Raw genomic sequence first — 15963 nt, 5'->3', positions numbered from 1 at the left:
ATCAAAATGGGTGTCACCTAGAGATGGGGGCAGCCTCGATGATTTCAACAGCATTTTAGTCAGGACAAACAAAATGCCCTATCGGATTGACCATTTAGTGGTTTCTGCTGCCGATTTACAGCAGGGGAAAGAGTGGGCTGAGGGGTTGCTGGATGTCGAATTTGGTCCACGCGGCGTGCATCCCGATATGGGCACGCAGAATCATCTGGTGGCAATGCGCCCCGACGCCTATCTCGAAGTCATCGCGCCCGATCATGACGCGCTGCGTCCCGATTATCCGCGATGGTTTGATTTGGACAATTTTGGTGGCCCGCCACGCCTGACTCATTGGGTCGTCTCTTGCCCCGATCTTGAAGAGGCGTGGGAATTGGCACCGGCCAATGTTGGGCGTATCTTGTCCTTTCGCCGGGGGGATTATGCATGGCGGATGATTGTGCCGGAAACCGGTGTTTTGCCCTTTGATGATTGCTTTCCGGCGCTGATCGAATGGCATTCGCCCCGCCCGGTGCGCGCCTTGCCGGACGCAGGTCTTTTGATGCGGCGGCTCAAGATTTCCCACCCCGAACCAGACGCGCTACGCGCCGCTTTGTCGCCCTTTGTTGCGGCGATGGAACATGTGCGCATTGTACAATCGGACACCCCCGGCCTGACCGCCGAAATCAGCACCCCCTCTGGAGAGATTTGGATCGCATGACACATCATCCCCACCTGCGCGCGGCCACACCTGAGGACGCGCCCGCCCTCAAAGCCATCATGGCGCCGGTGATTGCGGACTCGACCGCGTCGTTTTCCTCCGTCGAACGCGAGACGTCCGAATGGGCCGCCATGGTCACCGATCGCCACGCCCGCGGCCGCGCTTTTTATGTCGCCGAGCTTGAGGGCGAGGTGGTGGGCTATGCCACCTATGATCAGTTCCGTCCCGGCAACAATGGCTACCGCTTTACCATGGAGCATTCGGTTTATCTCAATGACGCGGCGCAGGGGCGGGGGCTTGGCCGGGTGTTGATGCTGATGATCGAAGAACATGCCCGCGAGGCGGGGCTGCATTCGATGATCGGGGCGATTGATGGTGACAACGCCGCCTCCATCGCCTTTCACAAGGCGCTTGGCTACAAAGAGGCGGGGCGTGTGCCGCAGGCCGGGTTTAAATTTGAGCGGTGGCTCGATGTCCTGTTCATGCAGAAGTTTTTGTAACATCTGTCACGTAAATGTCGTGGCTGCAGAGTGTTTTGCGGCCTGACAGCGCAGGCGCCACAGGCTAAAGTCCTCTCATGTCGATTTGGTCCCTCATCATGGAGGCGCTGAAAGCGCTTCGCGCCGGTGAAAGCCTGGCCGCGGTCTTTGAACAGTTTCGTTCAGAGCCGGAGCGGCGCGTGGGCTTTGCCATTGGGGTGATCGCCTTGGGCGCGAAAATGGCCAAGGCGGACGGGCTTGTCACCCGAGACGAGGTCACGGCCTTTCGCGAAGTGTTCCAAATCGCCAAAGAGGACGAAGCCGCCGCCGCGCGGGTGTTCAACCTCGCGCGTCAAGACGTGGCAGGGTTTGAAGACTACGCCAAGAGCGTGAAGAAAATGTATGGCAAGGACTGTCGTCCCTTGATGGATTTGCTGGATGGCTTGTTCCACATCGCCATGGCGGACGGTGAATATCACCCCGGCGAAGATGCATTTTTGGCCCGGGTGGCGGAGATTTTCGACGTCAATGACCGGGCGTTTCGCGCCCTGCGCGCGCGCTATGTGCCAGAGGCATTGCGCGATCCCTATGAGGTCTTGGGCGTGCCCCCCGATGCGCCGCTCAGTGAGATCAAATTGGCCTATCGCGCCTTGGTGCGCGAAACCCATCCCGACCGGATGGTCGCCCGTGGTGTCCCTAAAGAGGCGGTGCAGTTGGCCAATGACCGGATGAGTGAAATCAACGCTGCCTGGGATGAAATCAGCGCAGAGCGTGCGGCCTGACATGCGCATTGCCACTTATAATGTCGAATGGTTTGATGCGCTGTTTGACACCAAAGGACGCCCGCTCGCCGACACGGAATGGTCGGCCAGATACAACATCACCCGCGCCGCACAGCTTGAGGCGTTGGGCATTGTCTTCACCGCGATGGACGCCGATGCGGTGATGGTGATCGAGGCCCCGGACACCAACCGACGCCGCGACACGGTGCGCGCGCTTGAACAGTTCGCCCTCTGGGCCGGGCTGCGCACCACTGCCGTGGAAATAGGATTTGTCAACGAGACCCAGCAAGAGATCGCCTTGATGTATGACCCCAAGGTGCTGCGGGCGCATCACGATCCGATGGGGGCGCCGGCGGATATTGGCACCGGGCTTGACGTTCCGGCGTTCAATTCGGTCTTTCGACTGGATCTTGATACCGACCGTGATCGCGAAGAGGTGCGGTTTTCCAAGCCGCCGCTGGAGCTTGCGATGGAGACCTGTGCCGATGGCTTTGCCTTTCGCATGATCGGCGTGCATGTGAAATCCAAGGCCCCGCATGGCGCGCGTGGTCAAAAAGACGAGATCCGCATTTCGATTGAAAACCGCCGCAAACAATTGGCGCAATGCATTTGGCTGCGTGAGCGGGTCGAGGCGCATTTGGCGGCGGGGGAGCCGATCATCGTGTTGGGCGATTTCAACGATGGGCCGGGGCTGGATGAGTATGAAAAGCTGTTCGGTCGCTCAGGCGTTGAGGTTGTGATGGGGCGCGAGGACCCGGATGTGGACCAAAATATGCGCCTCTATGATCCCCATGCGATCAAAGCCTTTGCGCGCCGCGGCGGCGAGGCCCTGTCTTCGGCGCGGTTTTATATCCAGCAGGAAAAACGCTATCTGTCGGCCCTGCTGGACTATGTGATGGTCTCGCAGAGCCTGCGCGCCGGGACGACATGGCGGATTTGGCACCCGTTTGATGATCCGGTCTGTTTCACCACACCGGAGTTGCAACACGCACTTTTGACCGCCTCGGATCATTTCCCGGTCACGATTGATCTCACCTTGCCACCAAAGGCTGAAATCTCGGAGCAGATCGTGTAGGCTGTCATCATGAAACAGATTGTCGCCCGCACATCTCTGAGCCTTCTTGTGCTCTCCACCTCCCCGCTCGCGGCGCAGGAGGCGTCTGAGGGCATGGATTTGATGCGCGAAGGGGCGCGCATGTTGCTGGAGCAGTTGTTTCAAAAGATGGAGCCCGCGCTCAAAGAGCTGGACGGGGTGATGGATGATGTGACGGCCTATGATCCGCCTGTGATCTTGCCCAATGGCGACATCCTGATCCGGCGCAAGCCGCCGATCAAAGAGGCCCCCACGCCGGATCAAGAGGCCGCACCTGACGATGCACCGGAGGGTGCAATGGATATTTAAAACTTGGCGTGTTTGATTTCGGCCTGCGCGCCCAAACTGCTGGCAAGCGACTGAAACCGCGCTTGCGCCACTTCGCCAAACAGGTCTTCGGCCTCGGGGCGCAACGTCAGGATCAACACTTTCTTTTTCGGGAAATAGTCGAGTTTGGCCAGCTCATCCGGGGCTTCAAACGCGAACATCGCACCAAATCGCATGGCTTTGCCCAAAACCTCCGCATCGCGTTTTTCTTTGTCTGACAGCATCTCGATCAAGTTGGCAAAAGGGGTGCCGTCGCGCGAATTTTTGTAGCGGTGCAACAGCGCCAGCCCCAGAAAAATCCGCTCACTATGGGTCAGCCCGCCAAGATTGGCGCGGGTCGCATTGTCAAAACACACCTCGGCGCGGTAGTCAGGGTGCGCCCGCCACGTCACGTCATGCAACAGACAGGCGGCACGCACGATGCGCATTTTCTCATACTGGCGGGCGCGGAACATCGGTTCGATGAACCGATGCAAGCGCTTGCCAAATCCGGGTGTGCGCGCGTCTTTCATTTCGGAAAACCGGCAGGCTTCGATCAACGGATCGCGGACGCGGATCTGTTCGGGCATTTGCTCATACAAAAGCCCCTCGCGGATACCGTAGGACGAGATGCAAATCTCTTTGGGATGAAAGGCATGGACCAGTTGGCGCAGCACTTCGGAGGCGATCGGAACAAGGCTCATCCGCGCCGATGAGGTGCCGGTTTTGGCGCGCAGCTCATCCATGTTGCTTTTGCGAATGAACTTGATCGTGTCCGTGACCGCCCGGCTCGACATCCGGTATTCGTGCAACACATGAAGCGGATAATTGCGCCGTTCCATGTCGATCCGCGCAATCGCCCGCCATGAGCCGCCGACCAGGTAAATCCGTTTGTGATTTTTACCCATTTTGGCGACAAGATCGGCCATGATCGGGGCGATATGATCCTTAAGGCCTTTGCGCCCGCCTTTAAGCCCTTGAAGTTTCAGCGGCCCAAGCGGCGAGGTCAGACGTTTGCCAACCTTGCCGCCGGCGACGACCGCAAGCTCCATCGACGAGCCGCCGATGTCACAGACCAAACCGTCCGCTTCCGGCCAGCCCAGCAACACGCCCTGGGCCGAGAGCCGCGCCTCTTCTTCGCCGTCAATCACCCAAAGGCTGAGGCCGGTCTCCCGCTCAATCTCCTCCCGAAAAGCAGGACCGTCCTCAGCCTCCCGCACCGCAGCCGTGGCGACGGCTGTGAGCGGGGGGATTCCCATGCCTTGGGCCAATTTTTGAAACCGCCGGATGGCGACCATGGCCCGCAATTTGCCTTCGGGGTTCAACCGCCCGGTTTCCCGCAACCCCGCGCCCAATCCACACATGATTTTTTCATTGTAGAAATAGGCCGGACTGCGCGCCGCGCCGTCAAAGACGACAAGGCGTACGGAGTTTGATCCAACATCGACTACGCCCACACGGGACAAGGCCCGCGCCTCTTCGTCGAGAAACAGAGGGCGGCCAAACACGCCCCAATCCTGTTGCTCCGCGCCAGATTGGGCGGCATCCGTCGATGTGGTCAAAGTGTATCCCCTAAAGCGTTTTGCGAAAAACCTGAGAAACAGGTTTTCGGGAAACGCCGTGCAACATTGCGAAGGTGTGAGCCTTTTACAATTTACCCATGTCTCAAGTCGATTGCAAAAGGCTTTCGCTTCGCGTGCGACAGTGCCAAATGCGATAGGGTCCTGTCAATTGCTTGAAATCTGTGCAGAAAAGAAAACGGGTTTGGATTTAGCGCTCAGACTCCAAAATCCGCGCCGCCAAGGCGCGTGAAATCGGTTTTCCGGCACGCAGGGCCTCGCGATCCAAAGCCTCGACAATGTCGCGCGCCGCCGCTGCCGAGCGTTCCATACGTTTGACCAGCCATGTGATCAGGTGCTCGGGCACGATGAGTTGGCGGTCCTCAAATTGTTTGACCAAAAGCACGGTGAGCAACATGTCATCGGGCGGCTCGATATGTGCCACGGGGGTGCCCTGCATCCGCGAGGCCAGATCGGGCAGAGACAGCGCCCAGCGGTTTGGTGCCGTGCATGCGGTCAGCAAAAGCCGTCCACCCTCGGCCAAGGTCAGGTTGTGCAGGTGAAACAACGCCTCTTCGGCGGCGCGCGCATCGGGCAGATCAGGCAGCCGATCAGCGTCTTCAACCACAACAAAGCGGCGCGCGGCGAGGGCGGGGATGTCGGCCTCTGCCAAATCTGCTGAGGCGAGGATCACGGCATCGCGATCATTGGCCCAGACCTGTGCCATATGGGTTTTGCCCGCGCCCGCCGGGCCGATCAGGACCAGCTTGCCCGAGGGCCATGTCTCCGTCGCGTCCAAAGTGGCCAGCGCCAACATATTGGAGGGCGCAACAAAAAATGCATCCCGTCCCAGCGCTTCGCGGGCTGGCAAATCCAAGGTGAGTTGCTCAGCCATGGCTTAGCTTTCGCCGCCGCGTGTGCTGTCAAGTTCAGATTGCTCCGCGGGCATCGGCGCAGCCTCATCGGAAAGGCCCCTATAGAGACGGCCCTCGCGGTATTGATTGGCGGCGAACCGCGCGACAACGCCAAGGGCGGCGGCAAGCGGCACGGCCACCAACATGCCGACAAAGCCAAACACCGTGCCAAAGGCAGACAGCGCAAAGATCAGCCACACCGGGTGCAAGCCTACGGAGGAGCCGACCAGATTGGGGGTCAGGATATTGCCCTCAACAAATTGCCCAAAGACAAAAATGCCAACCACGGCGGCGATCCAATACCATTCGCCCCAGAACTGAAACAAAGCCAGGCCGATGGCCAAAACGCCGCCAACGGCGACGCCGACATAGGGGATAAAGGTCAGGATTCCGGCAATGGCACCGGCGACAAGGCCGAATTTCAACCCCACCAGCATCAGGCTTGCGGCATAAAACGTTCCCAAAATCAGACAGACCGCGCCCTGACCGCGGATGAACGAGGCCAGCGTGCGATCGATGTCAGAGGCCAGAGTGCGGATCACCGGGGCGTAATCGCGTGGCAAAAGCGCGTCGACTTCGGCGACCATCCGGTCCCAGTCGAGCAACAGGTAAAAGGTGATCACGGGCACCAACACAAGCAGCACCGCGATGTTAAACACGCTCATCGCCGAGGAGAGCACAGAGGACAAAAGTTCGCCGCCTTTTGAGCGTATGGCCTCGCCGATTTGCAATAGGGTTTGGTGCAATTGCGAGTTTTCATCCAGCAAAACCGGGAATTTTGCGGTCAAAAATGTCTGGAGATTGTTGAACAGGTCCGGCGCCGTGTTGACCAGATCGGTCGCTTGGCGCACCAGTGTCGGCAAGACCACCAGGGCGGCCAGCACAAACAGAATGACGGCGGATAGGGTGATCGTCAATGTGGCGGCCACCCGGCTAAACCCCCAAGATTCAAGCCGATCCGCCACCGGGTCCAACATATAGGCCACCGCCATGCCTAAGACGAAGGGCAAAATCACATCGCCGAGCAACCACAACAGCGCAAAGAACCCCGCCGCCGCAAAGCCCCAGTATTTCATCTGATCGCGGACTGGTAAGGCCATAGTATCCCTTTGGTGTCGCTTTGCTTTGCTCCCATATCGCCTGTGAAGGGGCAGGTTTCAAGGGGAAGCGACGCGATCAGACCCGCCATGGCCCTGTGTCGCAAGGGCCGCAAGGGCCGGAACGGTCGGGGAACAGGCGTTTGGTGCTGCTTTGGCTTGTGTGCTCCATGGTGATCGCTTAGACCGAAGCAAACCTGATCATCACTTGAGGGCATCCCCGCATGCGTCTGTCGCGCTATTTTCTCCCGGTTCTGAAAGAAACGCCGTCTGAGGCCCAAATCGTCTCGCACCGCCTGATGTTGCGCGCGGGCATGATCCGCCAACAGGCGGCGGGGATCTATTCCTGGCTGCCTTTGGGCTACAAGGTCCTGAAAAAAGTGGAACAGATCGTCCACGAAGAGCAACAGCGTGCGGGTCATATCCCGCTCTTGATGCCGACGCTCCAGTCCGCCGATCTGTGGCGCGAAAGCGGGCGCTATGACGATTATGGCGAAGAGATGCTGCGCATCACCGACCGCCATGGCCGCGATATGCTTTACGGGCCCACGAACGAGGAGATGATCACCGACATCTTTCGCTCTTATGTGCGCAGTTACAAAGACTTGCCGCTCACACTTTACCACATTCAATGGAAATTCCGCGACGAAGTCCGTCCGCGCTTTGGCGTGATGCGGGGCCGCGAATTCCTGATGAAAGACGGTTATAACTTTGATCTGACCGTTGAGGATGCGATGCACTCCTACAACCGTCATCTGGTCAGCTATATCCGCACATATGAGCGCATGGGCCTTCAGGCGATTCCGATGCGCGCCGATTCCGGTCCGATTGGCGGCGATGACACCCATGAGTTCCTCGTGCTGGCCGAAACGGGTGAATCCGAGGTGTTTTATGACGCCGCCGTCACCGACATCAAACTCGGCAAACGCGAGATTGATTACGACAGCCATGAGGCCTGTCATGCGGTGATGAAAGAATTCACTTCGCTCTATGCCCGCACCGATGAAACCCATGACGCCGCCCTGTTCGAACAGGTCCCCGAAGAGCGCCGTCGCGTAGCGCGTGGCATCGAAGTCGGTCAGATTTTCTTTTTTGGCACCAAATATTCCGAAGCCATGGGCGCAACCGTCCAAGGCCCGGATGGCAAACCGACCCCGGTCCAAATGGGCTCGCACGGCATTGGTGTGTCCCGCCTTTTGGGCGCATTGATCGAAGCCAATCACGATGACAAAGGCATCATCTGGCCCGAAGGTGTGACGCCCTTTCATGTTGGCATCGTCAACCTGAAACAGGGCGATGCGGAGGCGGATGGGGCCTGTGAGGCGCTGTACAAATCCTTCGAGGCGCTTGGGCTTGAGCCTTTGTATGATGACCGGGACGAACGCGCGGGCGGCAAATTTGCCACCATGGACATCATCGGCCTGCCGTGGCGGATCACCGTTGGTCCGCGCGGTTTGAAAAACGGTGTTGTCGAAGTCACCTCGCGGCGCACGGGGGAGAGCGAAGAGTTGACGCCGGAATTGGCCATCGCGAAAATTGCTAAAATTTACGCGGATTTATAAACGCCGATCTTGGCCGCAATAGGCAAGAAATCGCGGTTTTGATCATCGGGGGCGGGGACATGTTTGTCTTGCGCCCCCGAATCCTTTTAACCTTCGCGCCACGACCCCCGCGTCAGATGGGGGCGAGGCAGAGGAGCGCGACATGATCGTCAAAACACTCACACTTGTGGGTGGCCTGTTTGGGGCTGCCATTGTTTCCCAGTTCCCAGAGTTTTCCCAACAATATACCCAAAGGCTCGGCGGTCAGGTGGATGCACTTGCCGTTGTGATCACGGATTTTGACGCCTCGGCGCAAAAGGCCGATATGACGCGCGAGGCTGCACTGGCCTCGATGGGCGGTTCGGTGTTTTTGGAAAACCGCCGTCGCGATATGCGCATCACCTTCGCCCGCTATGATCGCTTGTCCGAAGATTTGGCGATGCTGCGCGATGCCTCGCCGCTGGAGCGTCTGACCATGCCACAGCGCATCTCCGACTTTGAATTGGCCCGCACCACATGGGACAATTTCGTGCCTGCCATGCCGCTTTCTGTGGCGGGTGGCCTGTCCGCGCTGATCGGATATTTCTCCGGATGGGGCGGCGTGTTTGCCGTGTTGTGGCTTTTGGCTTGGCCGTTCAAGCGCCGCAAATCCAAAGACGGGCTGACCTTCTAAGCCATTACTGTAACGCTCTGTTCACGCGTCTGTTTGTGCAAAATCCGGGCGGGCGCTTGACCTTTGCCCTGTCAAAGGGAATGGTCTGGCAACTTTAAACGGAGCCCCATCGGACCATGACACAGGCCAAATCAACCAAGCCCTTCTCACGCTTTGAGTGGAAAATCGCATGGGCTTATCTGCGGGCCCGACGCGAAGAAGGCGGCGTCTCGGTGATGACCTGGATCTCTCTGATCGGGATCACTTTGGCGGTGGCGGCGCTGATCATCACATTGGCCGTGCGCACTGGGTTCCGCGATGAATTTGTTGCCACAATCCTTGGCTCCAACGCCCATGTGACGGTCTATTCCTCGATCTATGTCGATGAGGCGGGCCAAACCGCGCGCACCATCCCGGACTACACGCAATGGGCCAAATCCCTTGCCGCCGTGCCCGGCGTCACCCGTGCCGCACCTTTGGTGAAGGGACAGGTTTTGGCCTCTTATCGTGGCTCCAATGCGGGGGTCGAGATTTACGGCATCGCACCTGACGACCTGATGACGATCCCCCGCGTGGCGATCACTCCGGACGACCACTGGGGCGATGTCACCCGCTTTGCGGACGGCGTTGCCATCGGCTCCGGTGTGGCGCGTGATCTGGGCGTGACGGTCGGCGATAAGATCAAATTGATCTCGCCGGACGGGGCCAAGACCGCCTTTGGTACAAGTCCGCGCGTGTCCTCTTTCGAGGTCGTTTATGTCTTTTCTGCGGGTCGCTATGATATTGATAAAACTCGGGTTTACCTGCCATTCTCTGAAGCGCAAACCTATTTCAACCGCGGCGACACCGCCGATGAGATCGAGGTCATGGTGACCCATCCCGAAGCGGTCGATGAGATGGCCATTCCCCTGCTGCAAGCGGTGGGGGAGCGTGGGCTGGTTTGGACCTGGCGCGATGCGTCGGGGTCATTCCTGCGCGCGCTCGACATCGAGGACAATGTGATGTTCGTCATCCTCTCGGTCCTCGTGCTGATTGCGGCGATGAACATTGTTTCCGGCCTGATCATGTTGGTCAAAAACAAAGGTCGCGACATTGGTATTTTGCGCACCATCGGGCTGACCGAGGCTTCCGTGCTGCGGATCTTTTTCATCTGTGGCTCGCTCACTGGCCTGGTCGGCACAGTGTTTGGCGTGCTCATCGGGTCGCTGTTTGCCATCTACATTGATCAGATTATGTCCTTTGTGAATTGGATGAATGGCGGCGGTGTGTGGGACCCGTCGATCCGGGGCATCTATGCTCTGCCGGCGGAATTGCGCGCGGCGGATGTGTTTAAGGCGGTGTCGCTCTCGCTTGGCCTGTCCTTTGTGGTCACGATTTTCCCGGCGCGCCGAGCCGCGCGGATGAACCCGGTGGAGGCGCTGCGTTATGAATAATATGTTGGAGATCAAAGGCATCACCAAGACCTACAACGCCGGAAAACCCAACCAAATCGAGGTCCTGCGCGGCATTGATTTGAATATTGCGCGCGGCGAGGTCGTGGCCCTGACCGCGCCGTCCGGGGCGGGGAAATCGACGCTGTTGCACATCGCCGGGCTGTTGGACGTGCCGGACGCGGGGACGGTGACGATTGATGGGCAGGACATGACGGGTCTGGGCGATCGTCGGCGCACCGCGATGCGCCGCGCGGGTGTAGGGTTCATCTACCAATTTCACCACCTGTTGCCGGAATTCACCGCGCTTGAAAACGTGGTCCTGCCGCAACTTGCCAATGCCGTGCCTGTGGCTGAGGCCGAAGCCCGCGCCATGAGCCTTTTGGACAAAGTCGGAATTTCGTCGCGCGCTTTGCACCGCCCCGCCGCGCTGTCGGGGGGCGAACAACAACGGGTGGCGTTTTGCCGCGCGCTGGCCAATGGGCCGGGGCTTTTGCTGGCGGATGAGCCGACCGGGAACCTTGACCCCGAGACCTCGGATTTGGTGTTTGACGTGCTGATGGGATTGGTGCGCGACGAGGGGCTGTCGGCGCTGATCGCCACGCACAATCATGAGTTGGCGGCCAAGATGGACCGGGTGGTGAAGCTGGATATGGGACAGGTCGTCCCTGCGTGAGATGTCGGTCGTAAGCCGCTGTTTTCATGCAAAAGATACATGATGTGTGTCGGGAGAATTTGGGTCGGCCCCACCCGTGCTGAGGGCCGACCCCTAAAGGGTCAATTCAACAGATCAGAAATAATCCCGATGGCCGAAACCACGGTGGCGGCATCGCGGGCGACCTTATAGATTTGCCCGTCATATTGCGCATAGCGGTCGCCATCCGGGTCAGGCAGGTGATAGCGATCATAATCGCGCAGGATCACATAGCCCTCCGGGAGGCGATCCCCGTAGCCATAGCGCATTTTCTTGGCGTGACCGGGCGGGACGTGACCAACGCCCCAGCCTTTGCCATTGTTATGGCCTTTATCCGCCAAGGCCGGCGCGGCGGTGAGGGCCATGACGGCGATAAGAAGCGGTTTGGTCAGATTGGACATGCGAGCCTCCAAATGGGTTTTCCGCACTATACCGGAGGCGGCGGGGGAAGGTTGCCTGACAGTTTCGTGATGGGCGGAAGAGGGCTGATGTTTGGGGTTTGCGGGTGTGGTTCGTCCTCACGGGGGCTTTGGCTCTATTGTAGCCACTTCTCTAGCTGAGGGTGGGGAATGATTTTTGAAACTCTATACAAAAATCCCCAGCGAATGTGAGGAACATTTTTCCTCATTGGCAAAGGGCAGTTAAAAAGGACAATGTAAATGAGCGCGCTACCGATTGATATGAGGCCGAGCGAGGCTCCAAGGTTGTTTGTAAAACCTGTTTCTGCCGTCATGAGTACTTCATACTGATATTTCACTAAGAATACTGAAAGCAGAAATATCGGTAGAAACATGAAAAGCAACAAAAGCAGTAAGATAATTTCTAGTATTTTACTCGCCGGGAACTTTTCCTCGAAAAAACCAAATGGAAGGGAAGGTATGGAAAGCCCAAATTCTTCGTCGCCGTTAAACTGAGAATAGGCAGAAACCGAGAAGTTTCGAACATGGATTCTCCCCACCTCACGGGCTCTTACAATAATCGCCATAAACGCATTTTGGAGATACAGCACAACAAACGGTATCGTAATGCTTGCGAACATTGAGACAAGACCGGCTGGTGCGGCAAGCTTTAGTTCATTGAATGAAATAGCAACTTCTGTTGTGTCGCCAAACGTTTTGATTGCGTAGTAAAATGCAATCGGCATCCCGAGAGATTTAAAGGCTTTGCGTGTGCTTTCCTGCTGAATCTGAGATAGTCGCGTTAGAATTTCGGGCCATTGATGACCAGACTTTTTAAGGAAACGTAAAGTTTGTGTAAACTCATGAACTTTAATACTCCGCAGAGATATCCAATGGGTTCGTTTCAAACATCCAGTTCCTCAACAAACTGCGCGTTTTCCTGAATATACTGATACCGCAGTTCCGGTTTTTTCCCCATCAAACGCTCCACCAAATCCGCCGTTTCACCGGGGAAATCCTCTTGGATTGTCACCCGGATCAGCTTGCGGGATTTGGGGTCCATTGTGGTCTCTTTCAAATCCTTTGCGTCCATTTCGCCAAGGCCTTTGAACCGCTGCACGTCAATCTTGCCCTTGCCGCCAAGACCCTTTTCCATCCACTCATTCTTCTCAGCATCATCAGAGACATAAAGCCGTTTCGCGCCTTGGGTCAGGCGGTAGAGCGGCGGGCAGGCGAGATACAGGTGGCCTTGGTCGATCAGCGGGCGCATTTGGGTGTAGAAGAAGGTCATCAACAGCGCGGCAATATGGGCCCCATCGACGTCCGCATCGGTCATGATGATGATTTTCTCATAACGCAGGTCTTCGACGTTAAAGCGCGTGCCCATTTGGACGCCCAAGGCTTCGCAGAGATCAGAAATTTCCTGGTTGGTGTTGAGCTTGCCGGAGGCCGCGCCCAAGACGTTTAGGATTTTGCCCTTGAGCGGCAGCAAAGCCTGCGTTTCGCGTTTGCGCGCGCCCTTGGCGGAGCCGCCGGCAGAGTCGCCCTCGACGATGAACAATTCGGTGCCGACGCGGTCTTTCGATGAGCAATCGGTGAGCTTGCCCGGAAGCCGCAGTTTCTTGGTCGCGGTCTTGCGCTGGGTCTCTTTTTCCTGGCGACGACGCAGGCGTTCCTCGGCGCGCAACACGAGGAAGTCGAGGATGGAACCGGCGGATTTCGTATCGGCGGCCAGCCAGTTGTCAAAGTGATCGCGCACGGAGTTTTCGACCATGCGCTGCGCCTCTGTGGTGGCCAAACGGTCCTTGGTCTGGCCGACGAATTCCGGCTCGCGGATGAAGCAGGACACCAAAGCGCCGGCCCCCGTGGTCAGGTCTTCGCGGGTGATGTTTTGGGCCTTTTTGTTGCCGACCAACTCGCCGTAGGCCTTGATGCCTTTCAGGATCGCGGCCCAAAATCCGGCCTCGTGGGTGCCGCCTTCGGGGGTGGGCACGGTGTTGCAATAGGACTGGATAAAACCATCGCGCGCAGGCGTCCAATTGATCGCCCATTCGACCTTGCCGGGGGCTTTGAATTTTTCAAAAGACACGGACCCCGCAAAGGGTTTGTCGGCATAGGTGGTGGCGCCGCCCATGGTCTCTGAGAGGTAATCGGCAAGCCCGCCGGGGAAATGGAATTTTGCCTCAAGCGGGGTGTCCCCGTCCTTGATCGCGGTTTTCCAACGGATTTCGACGCCGGAAAACAGATAGGCTTTGGACCGCGCCATGGCAAAAAGGCGGGCGGGTTTGAGTTTGAGCGCGCCGAAAATCTCGGGGTCCGGGTGAAAGGTCACGGAGGTGCCACGCCGGTTCGGAGCCGCACCGATTTTGGCCAGCTTGCCCTGTGGCACGCCACGGGAAAACTCCATGGCGTAAAGCTCTTTGCTTTGCGCCACTTCGACGCGCAAATGATCGGACAGCGCGTTGACCACAGAGGAGCCGACGCCATGCAGACCGCCGGAGGTTTCATAGCTGTCGCCCGAGAATTTGCCGCCGGCGTTCAGGGTACAGAAAATGATTTCGAGTGCGGATTTTGACGGGTCTTTCGGATGCGCGCCAATCGGGATGCCGCGACCGTTGTCACGCACGGAGACATGGCCGTTTTCATGCAGCTCGACCTCAATCCAGGACGCGTGTCCGGCGACGGCTTCGTCCATCGAGTTGTCGATGATCTCGGCCACCATGTGATGCAAAGCGCGCTCATCCTTACCGCCGATATACATGCCGGGGCGCAACCGGACGTGTTCCATGTCTTCGAGGACTTGAATGGAGGAGGCGTCATAGGTGGAGGCTTTGGCTTTGAGATTGGGATCGGGTTGGCCGGAAAGGAGATCGTCGGACATGGGTGTGGCGCTCGATTCTTAGAGTTTGCTCGTTGGGCTAGGATTAGACCATTCAGAACCGGGTGACGCAAGCTGTTGAGGCATGCGGGTGCGCAAAGCGGTCAAAACCTTGGCTCAGATCAAGGCAAAGAGAAGGGGCGTGTCATAGGGGGGCACGGATTCATGAATGGAGTACCGCTCGCGTGACGCTTTAGGCACGGCGTTGCACCCGGACGCGCGGCGCGGACGCAACGGCAAAGTCTAAGGGGCGGCTCACCTCAGGCTAGAGTATTTGAGCAGCAATGAAGGCAAAGGCCCTGTCCGCAAGGATGGGACTTTTGTGTGTCAGCCGTTGGCGGCGGCGAATTTGCTCATCAGATAGGGGCCGGAAATAACCGTTTCCGCTTCTGCGCCGGACAGCGGGGTGATCTCGGCGTGCCAATTGGGTTGGTGGAAAAACGCCAAGGACATCCGCCGCCTGAATGCCCAATCGGGCGGGGTGACAACACGGTGCAAGGTCGAGGTCCAGCGCCCAGCCGTCCAGAGCGTCATCAGATCGCCGATGTTGATCACAAACGCGCCGTCAATCGGCGGTACGCCGCGCCATTCGCCCTCAGGCGTGAGGATTTCAAGGCCACGCGAGCCGGGTTCGGGCAACAGGATTGTGAGCGAGCCGTAATCCGTATGCGCCCCGGCGCGCAGTTGGTTTTCTTTCGGGGCGCTGTCTTGGGCCGGGTAATTCAGCGCGCGCAGCGCCGAGATCGGCGTGTCGATAAAGGCCGCGAAATGATTCTGCGGCAGATCGAGCGCAATGGCAAAGACCTCCATGATCCGGGCGGCGAGCGTCTCCATCTCAGTATAATAGGCGCACCATGCCGCACGGAAACCGGGCATGTCTGGCCAAGGTGTGGGCGCATAGCAAAAGGCCAAAGCATCGGGATCGGTCTCGCCGGGTGGGGTGCTTAAAGGCCCGCCGTTGAAGCTTTCCTTCAGGTCGGGTGGCGTGTCTTCGCCGCGTGATTTGGCCAAGGCCTCTGTGCCCGGACCAAGATAGCCATAGGGCGCGCCGGAGGCCGGGGCGACGCCGTGTTTAACCTCGGGCGCAAGATCGAAAAAGCCGCGCGCCTTGGCCCAAATCGCGTCGATCACCGGCTGTGGCACGCCATGACCCGTGACGGCAAGAAACCCGGTTTCGACACAGATGCGGTCCACCTCAGCGGCGATTTTGGCCTTGCCGGTGGCATCGGCTGCGGCAAAGGCGGCAAGGTCGAGCAGCGGGAAATCTGTTTGGGTCATGTCGGTTTGTGGCACGTGGGTTTGTGGCATGTCAGTTTGGGGCATGGCGGTCTCTTTACGGGGGACGTCGGTTGGAACACCGTTTCGCGACCACGCGCCTCTGTCAACCGGGGCGCGACCGCAGGCGGATGCACAGGGGGTGCACAGGGGGGTGCGCAGGGGGTGCGC

General features: G+C 58.4%; 16 protein-coding genes. 9 read left to right on the top strand and 7 right to left on the bottom strand.

Features of this window, described 5'->3' with window-relative positions; all coding sequences use genetic code 11:
• Positions 1 to 73 precede the first annotated feature (73 nt).
• The 5 genes from BLT54_RS03365 to BLT54_RS03345 all read left to right on the top strand — a co-directional run bounded on the left by BLT54_RS03365 (position 74) and on the right by BLT54_RS03345 (position 3357).
• Positions 74 to 694 (top strand): VOC family protein, encoded by a 621-nt coding sequence (locus tag BLT54_RS03365; RefSeq protein WP_074641015.1) that lies wholly within the window; start codon positions 74 to 76, stop codon positions 692 to 694.
• Entirely contained in the window at positions 691 to 1194 is a 504-nt protein-coding gene (locus BLT54_RS03360; protein WP_074641013.1) for a GNAT family N-acetyltransferase, read from the top strand. Before BLT54_RS03365 ends, BLT54_RS03360 begins: the two co-directional genes overlap by 4 nt.
• Before the next feature lie 77 nt (positions 1195 to 1271).
• The gene (locus BLT54_RS03355) at positions 1272 to 1955 is read left to right on the top strand and encodes a molecular chaperone DjiA (RefSeq protein ID WP_074641011.1); all 684 of its coding nucleotides are present in this window, start codon (positions 1272 to 1274) and stop codon (positions 1953 to 1955) included.
• A gap of 1 nt (position 1956) precedes the next feature.
• Positions 1957 to 3030, top strand: a complete 1074-nt coding sequence (locus BLT54_RS03350; RefSeq protein WP_074641008.1) for an endonuclease/exonuclease/phosphatase family protein — start codon at positions 1957 to 1959, stop codon at positions 3028 to 3030.
• Between the two features lie 9 nt (positions 3031 to 3039).
• Entirely contained in the window at positions 3040 to 3357 is a 318-nt protein-coding gene (locus tag BLT54_RS03345) for a hypothetical protein (RefSeq protein ID WP_074641007.1), read from the top strand.
• On the opposite strand, the gene BLT54_RS03340 is transcribed toward BLT54_RS03345, so the two are convergent.
• The 3 genes from BLT54_RS03340 to BLT54_RS03330 form a co-directional block, all read right to left on the bottom strand.
• Complete coding sequence (locus BLT54_RS03340; protein WP_074641005.1) at positions 3354 to 4916, bottom strand: Ppx/GppA family phosphatase; 1563 nt, start codon at positions 4914 to 4916, stop codon at positions 3354 to 3356. The two genes, BLT54_RS03345 and BLT54_RS03340, sit on opposite strands and share 4 nt — an antisense overlap.
• A gap of 208 nt (positions 4917 to 5124) precedes the next feature.
• On the bottom strand, positions 5125 to 5808 hold the full coding sequence (locus BLT54_RS03335; protein ID WP_074641003.1) for a P-loop NTPase family protein: 684 nt from the start codon (positions 5806 to 5808) through the stop codon (positions 5125 to 5127).
• A 3-nt stretch (positions 5809 to 5811) separates the two neighbouring features.
• Positions 5812 to 6927: an AI-2E family transporter gene (locus tag BLT54_RS03330; protein ID WP_074641000.1), complete on the bottom strand. Its 1116-nt coding sequence runs from the start codon at positions 6925 to 6927 to the stop codon at positions 5812 to 5814.
• A gap of 221 nt (positions 6928 to 7148) precedes the next feature.
• Here BLT54_RS03330 and proS point away from each other — a divergent pair, with 221 nt between their 5' ends.
• The 4 genes from proS to BLT54_RS03310 all read left to right on the top strand — a co-directional run bounded on the left by proS (position 7149) and on the right by BLT54_RS03310 (position 11223).
• Positions 7149 to 8486 carry a proline--tRNA ligase gene (gene proS / locus BLT54_RS03325; RefSeq protein WP_074640998.1) on the top strand — a complete coding sequence of 446 codons (1338 nt, stop codon included), beginning with the start codon at positions 7149 to 7151 and terminating at the stop codon, positions 8484 to 8486.
• Positions 8487 to 8628: 142 nt separating this feature from the next.
• Entirely contained in the window at positions 8629 to 9138 is a 510-nt protein-coding gene (locus BLT54_RS03320; protein ID WP_074640996.1) for a DUF2937 family protein, read from the top strand.
• 116 nt (positions 9139 to 9254) lie between these two features.
• Positions 9255 to 10550: a lipoprotein-releasing ABC transporter permease subunit gene (locus BLT54_RS03315; protein ID WP_074640993.1), complete on the top strand. Its 1296-nt coding sequence runs from the start codon at positions 9255 to 9257 to the stop codon at positions 10548 to 10550.
• A complete protein-coding gene (locus BLT54_RS03310; RefSeq protein WP_074640991.1) occupies positions 10543 to 11223 on the top strand; it encodes an ABC transporter ATP-binding protein in 681 nt (226 codons plus the stop codon). Before BLT54_RS03315 ends, BLT54_RS03310 begins: the two co-directional genes overlap by 8 nt.
• Before the next feature lie 101 nt (positions 11224 to 11324).
• On the opposite strand, the gene BLT54_RS03305 is transcribed toward BLT54_RS03310, so the two are convergent.
• From BLT54_RS03305 to BLT54_RS03290, 4 genes are all read right to left on the bottom strand, one after another.
• Entirely contained in the window at positions 11325 to 11642 is a 318-nt protein-coding gene (locus BLT54_RS03305; protein ID WP_074640988.1) for a hypothetical protein, read from the bottom strand.
• A 134-nt stretch (positions 11643 to 11776) separates the two neighbouring features.
• Positions 11777 to 12547, bottom strand: a complete 771-nt coding sequence (locus BLT54_RS03300) for a hypothetical protein (protein ID WP_143026725.1) — start codon at positions 12545 to 12547, stop codon at positions 11777 to 11779.
• Positions 12544 to 14520: a DNA topoisomerase IV subunit B gene (gene parE, locus BLT54_RS03295; protein ID WP_074640983.1), complete on the bottom strand. Its 1977-nt coding sequence runs from the start codon at positions 14518 to 14520 to the stop codon at positions 12544 to 12546. The genes BLT54_RS03300 and parE overlap by 4 nt, the downstream gene beginning before the upstream one ends.
• A gap of 324 nt (positions 14521 to 14844) precedes the next feature.
• Positions 14845 to 15840: an isopenicillin N synthase family dioxygenase gene (locus tag BLT54_RS03290; protein WP_083351661.1), complete on the bottom strand. Its 996-nt coding sequence runs from the start codon at positions 15838 to 15840 to the stop codon at positions 14845 to 14847.
• Positions 15841 to 15963: the final 123 nt, after the last annotated feature.

Source organism: Celeribacter baekdonensis, assembly GCF_900102315.1.
GTDB lineage: Bacteria > Pseudomonadota > Alphaproteobacteria > Rhodobacterales > Rhodobacteraceae > Celeribacter > Celeribacter baekdonensis.
Note: the sequence above shows the minus strand (reverse complement) of the source record. Positions and strands in the feature narration are given on the sequence as shown.

What these genes read in the sequence shown, in the direction of transcription:
- BLT54_RS03365 (WP_074641015.1), top strand. Translation starts at nt 74, where the DNA reads ATGCCCTATCGGATTGACCATTTAGTGGTTTCTGCTGCCGATTTACAG.
- BLT54_RS03360 (WP_074641013.1), top strand. Translation starts at nt 691, where the DNA reads ATGACACATCATCCCCACCTGCGCGCGGCCACACCTGAGGACGCGCCC.
- BLT54_RS03355 (WP_074641011.1), top strand. Translation starts at nt 1,272, where the DNA reads ATGTCGATTTGGTCCCTCATCATGGAGGCGCTGAAAGCGCTTCGCGCC.
- BLT54_RS03350 (WP_074641008.1), top strand. Translation starts at nt 1,957, where the DNA reads ATGCGCATTGCCACTTATAATGTCGAATGGTTTGATGCGCTGTTTGAC.
- BLT54_RS03345 (WP_074641007.1), top strand. Translation starts at nt 3,040, where the DNA reads ATGAAACAGATTGTCGCCCGCACATCTCTGAGCCTTCTTGTGCTCTCC.
- BLT54_RS03335 (WP_074641003.1), bottom strand. Translation starts at nt 5,808, where the DNA reads ATGGCTGAGCAACTCACCTTGGATTTGCCAGCCCGCGAAGCGCTGGGA.
- BLT54_RS03330 (WP_074641000.1), bottom strand. Translation starts at nt 6,927, where the DNA reads ATGGCCTTACCAGTCCGCGATCAGATGAAATACTGGGGCTTTGCGGCG.
- proS (WP_074640998.1), top strand. Translation starts at nt 7,149, where the DNA reads ATGCGTCTGTCGCGCTATTTTCTCCCGGTTCTGAAAGAAACGCCGTCT.
- BLT54_RS03320 (WP_074640996.1), top strand. Translation starts at nt 8,629, where the DNA reads ATGATCGTCAAAACACTCACACTTGTGGGTGGCCTGTTTGGGGCTGCC.
- BLT54_RS03315 (WP_074640993.1), top strand. Translation starts at nt 9,255, where the DNA reads ATGACACAGGCCAAATCAACCAAGCCCTTCTCACGCTTTGAGTGGAAA.
- BLT54_RS03310 (WP_074640991.1), top strand. Translation starts at nt 10,543, where the DNA reads ATGAATAATATGTTGGAGATCAAAGGCATCACCAAGACCTACAACGCC.
- BLT54_RS03305 (WP_074640988.1), bottom strand. Translation starts at nt 11,642, where the DNA reads ATGTCCAATCTGACCAAACCGCTTCTTATCGCCGTCATGGCCCTCACC.
- parE (WP_074640983.1), bottom strand. Translation starts at nt 14,520, where the DNA reads ATGTCCGACGATCTCCTTTCCGGCCAACCCGATCCCAATCTCAAAGCC.
- BLT54_RS03290 (WP_083351661.1), bottom strand. Translation starts at nt 15,840, where the DNA reads ATGCCCCAAACTGACATGCCACAAACCCACGTGCCACAAACCGACATG.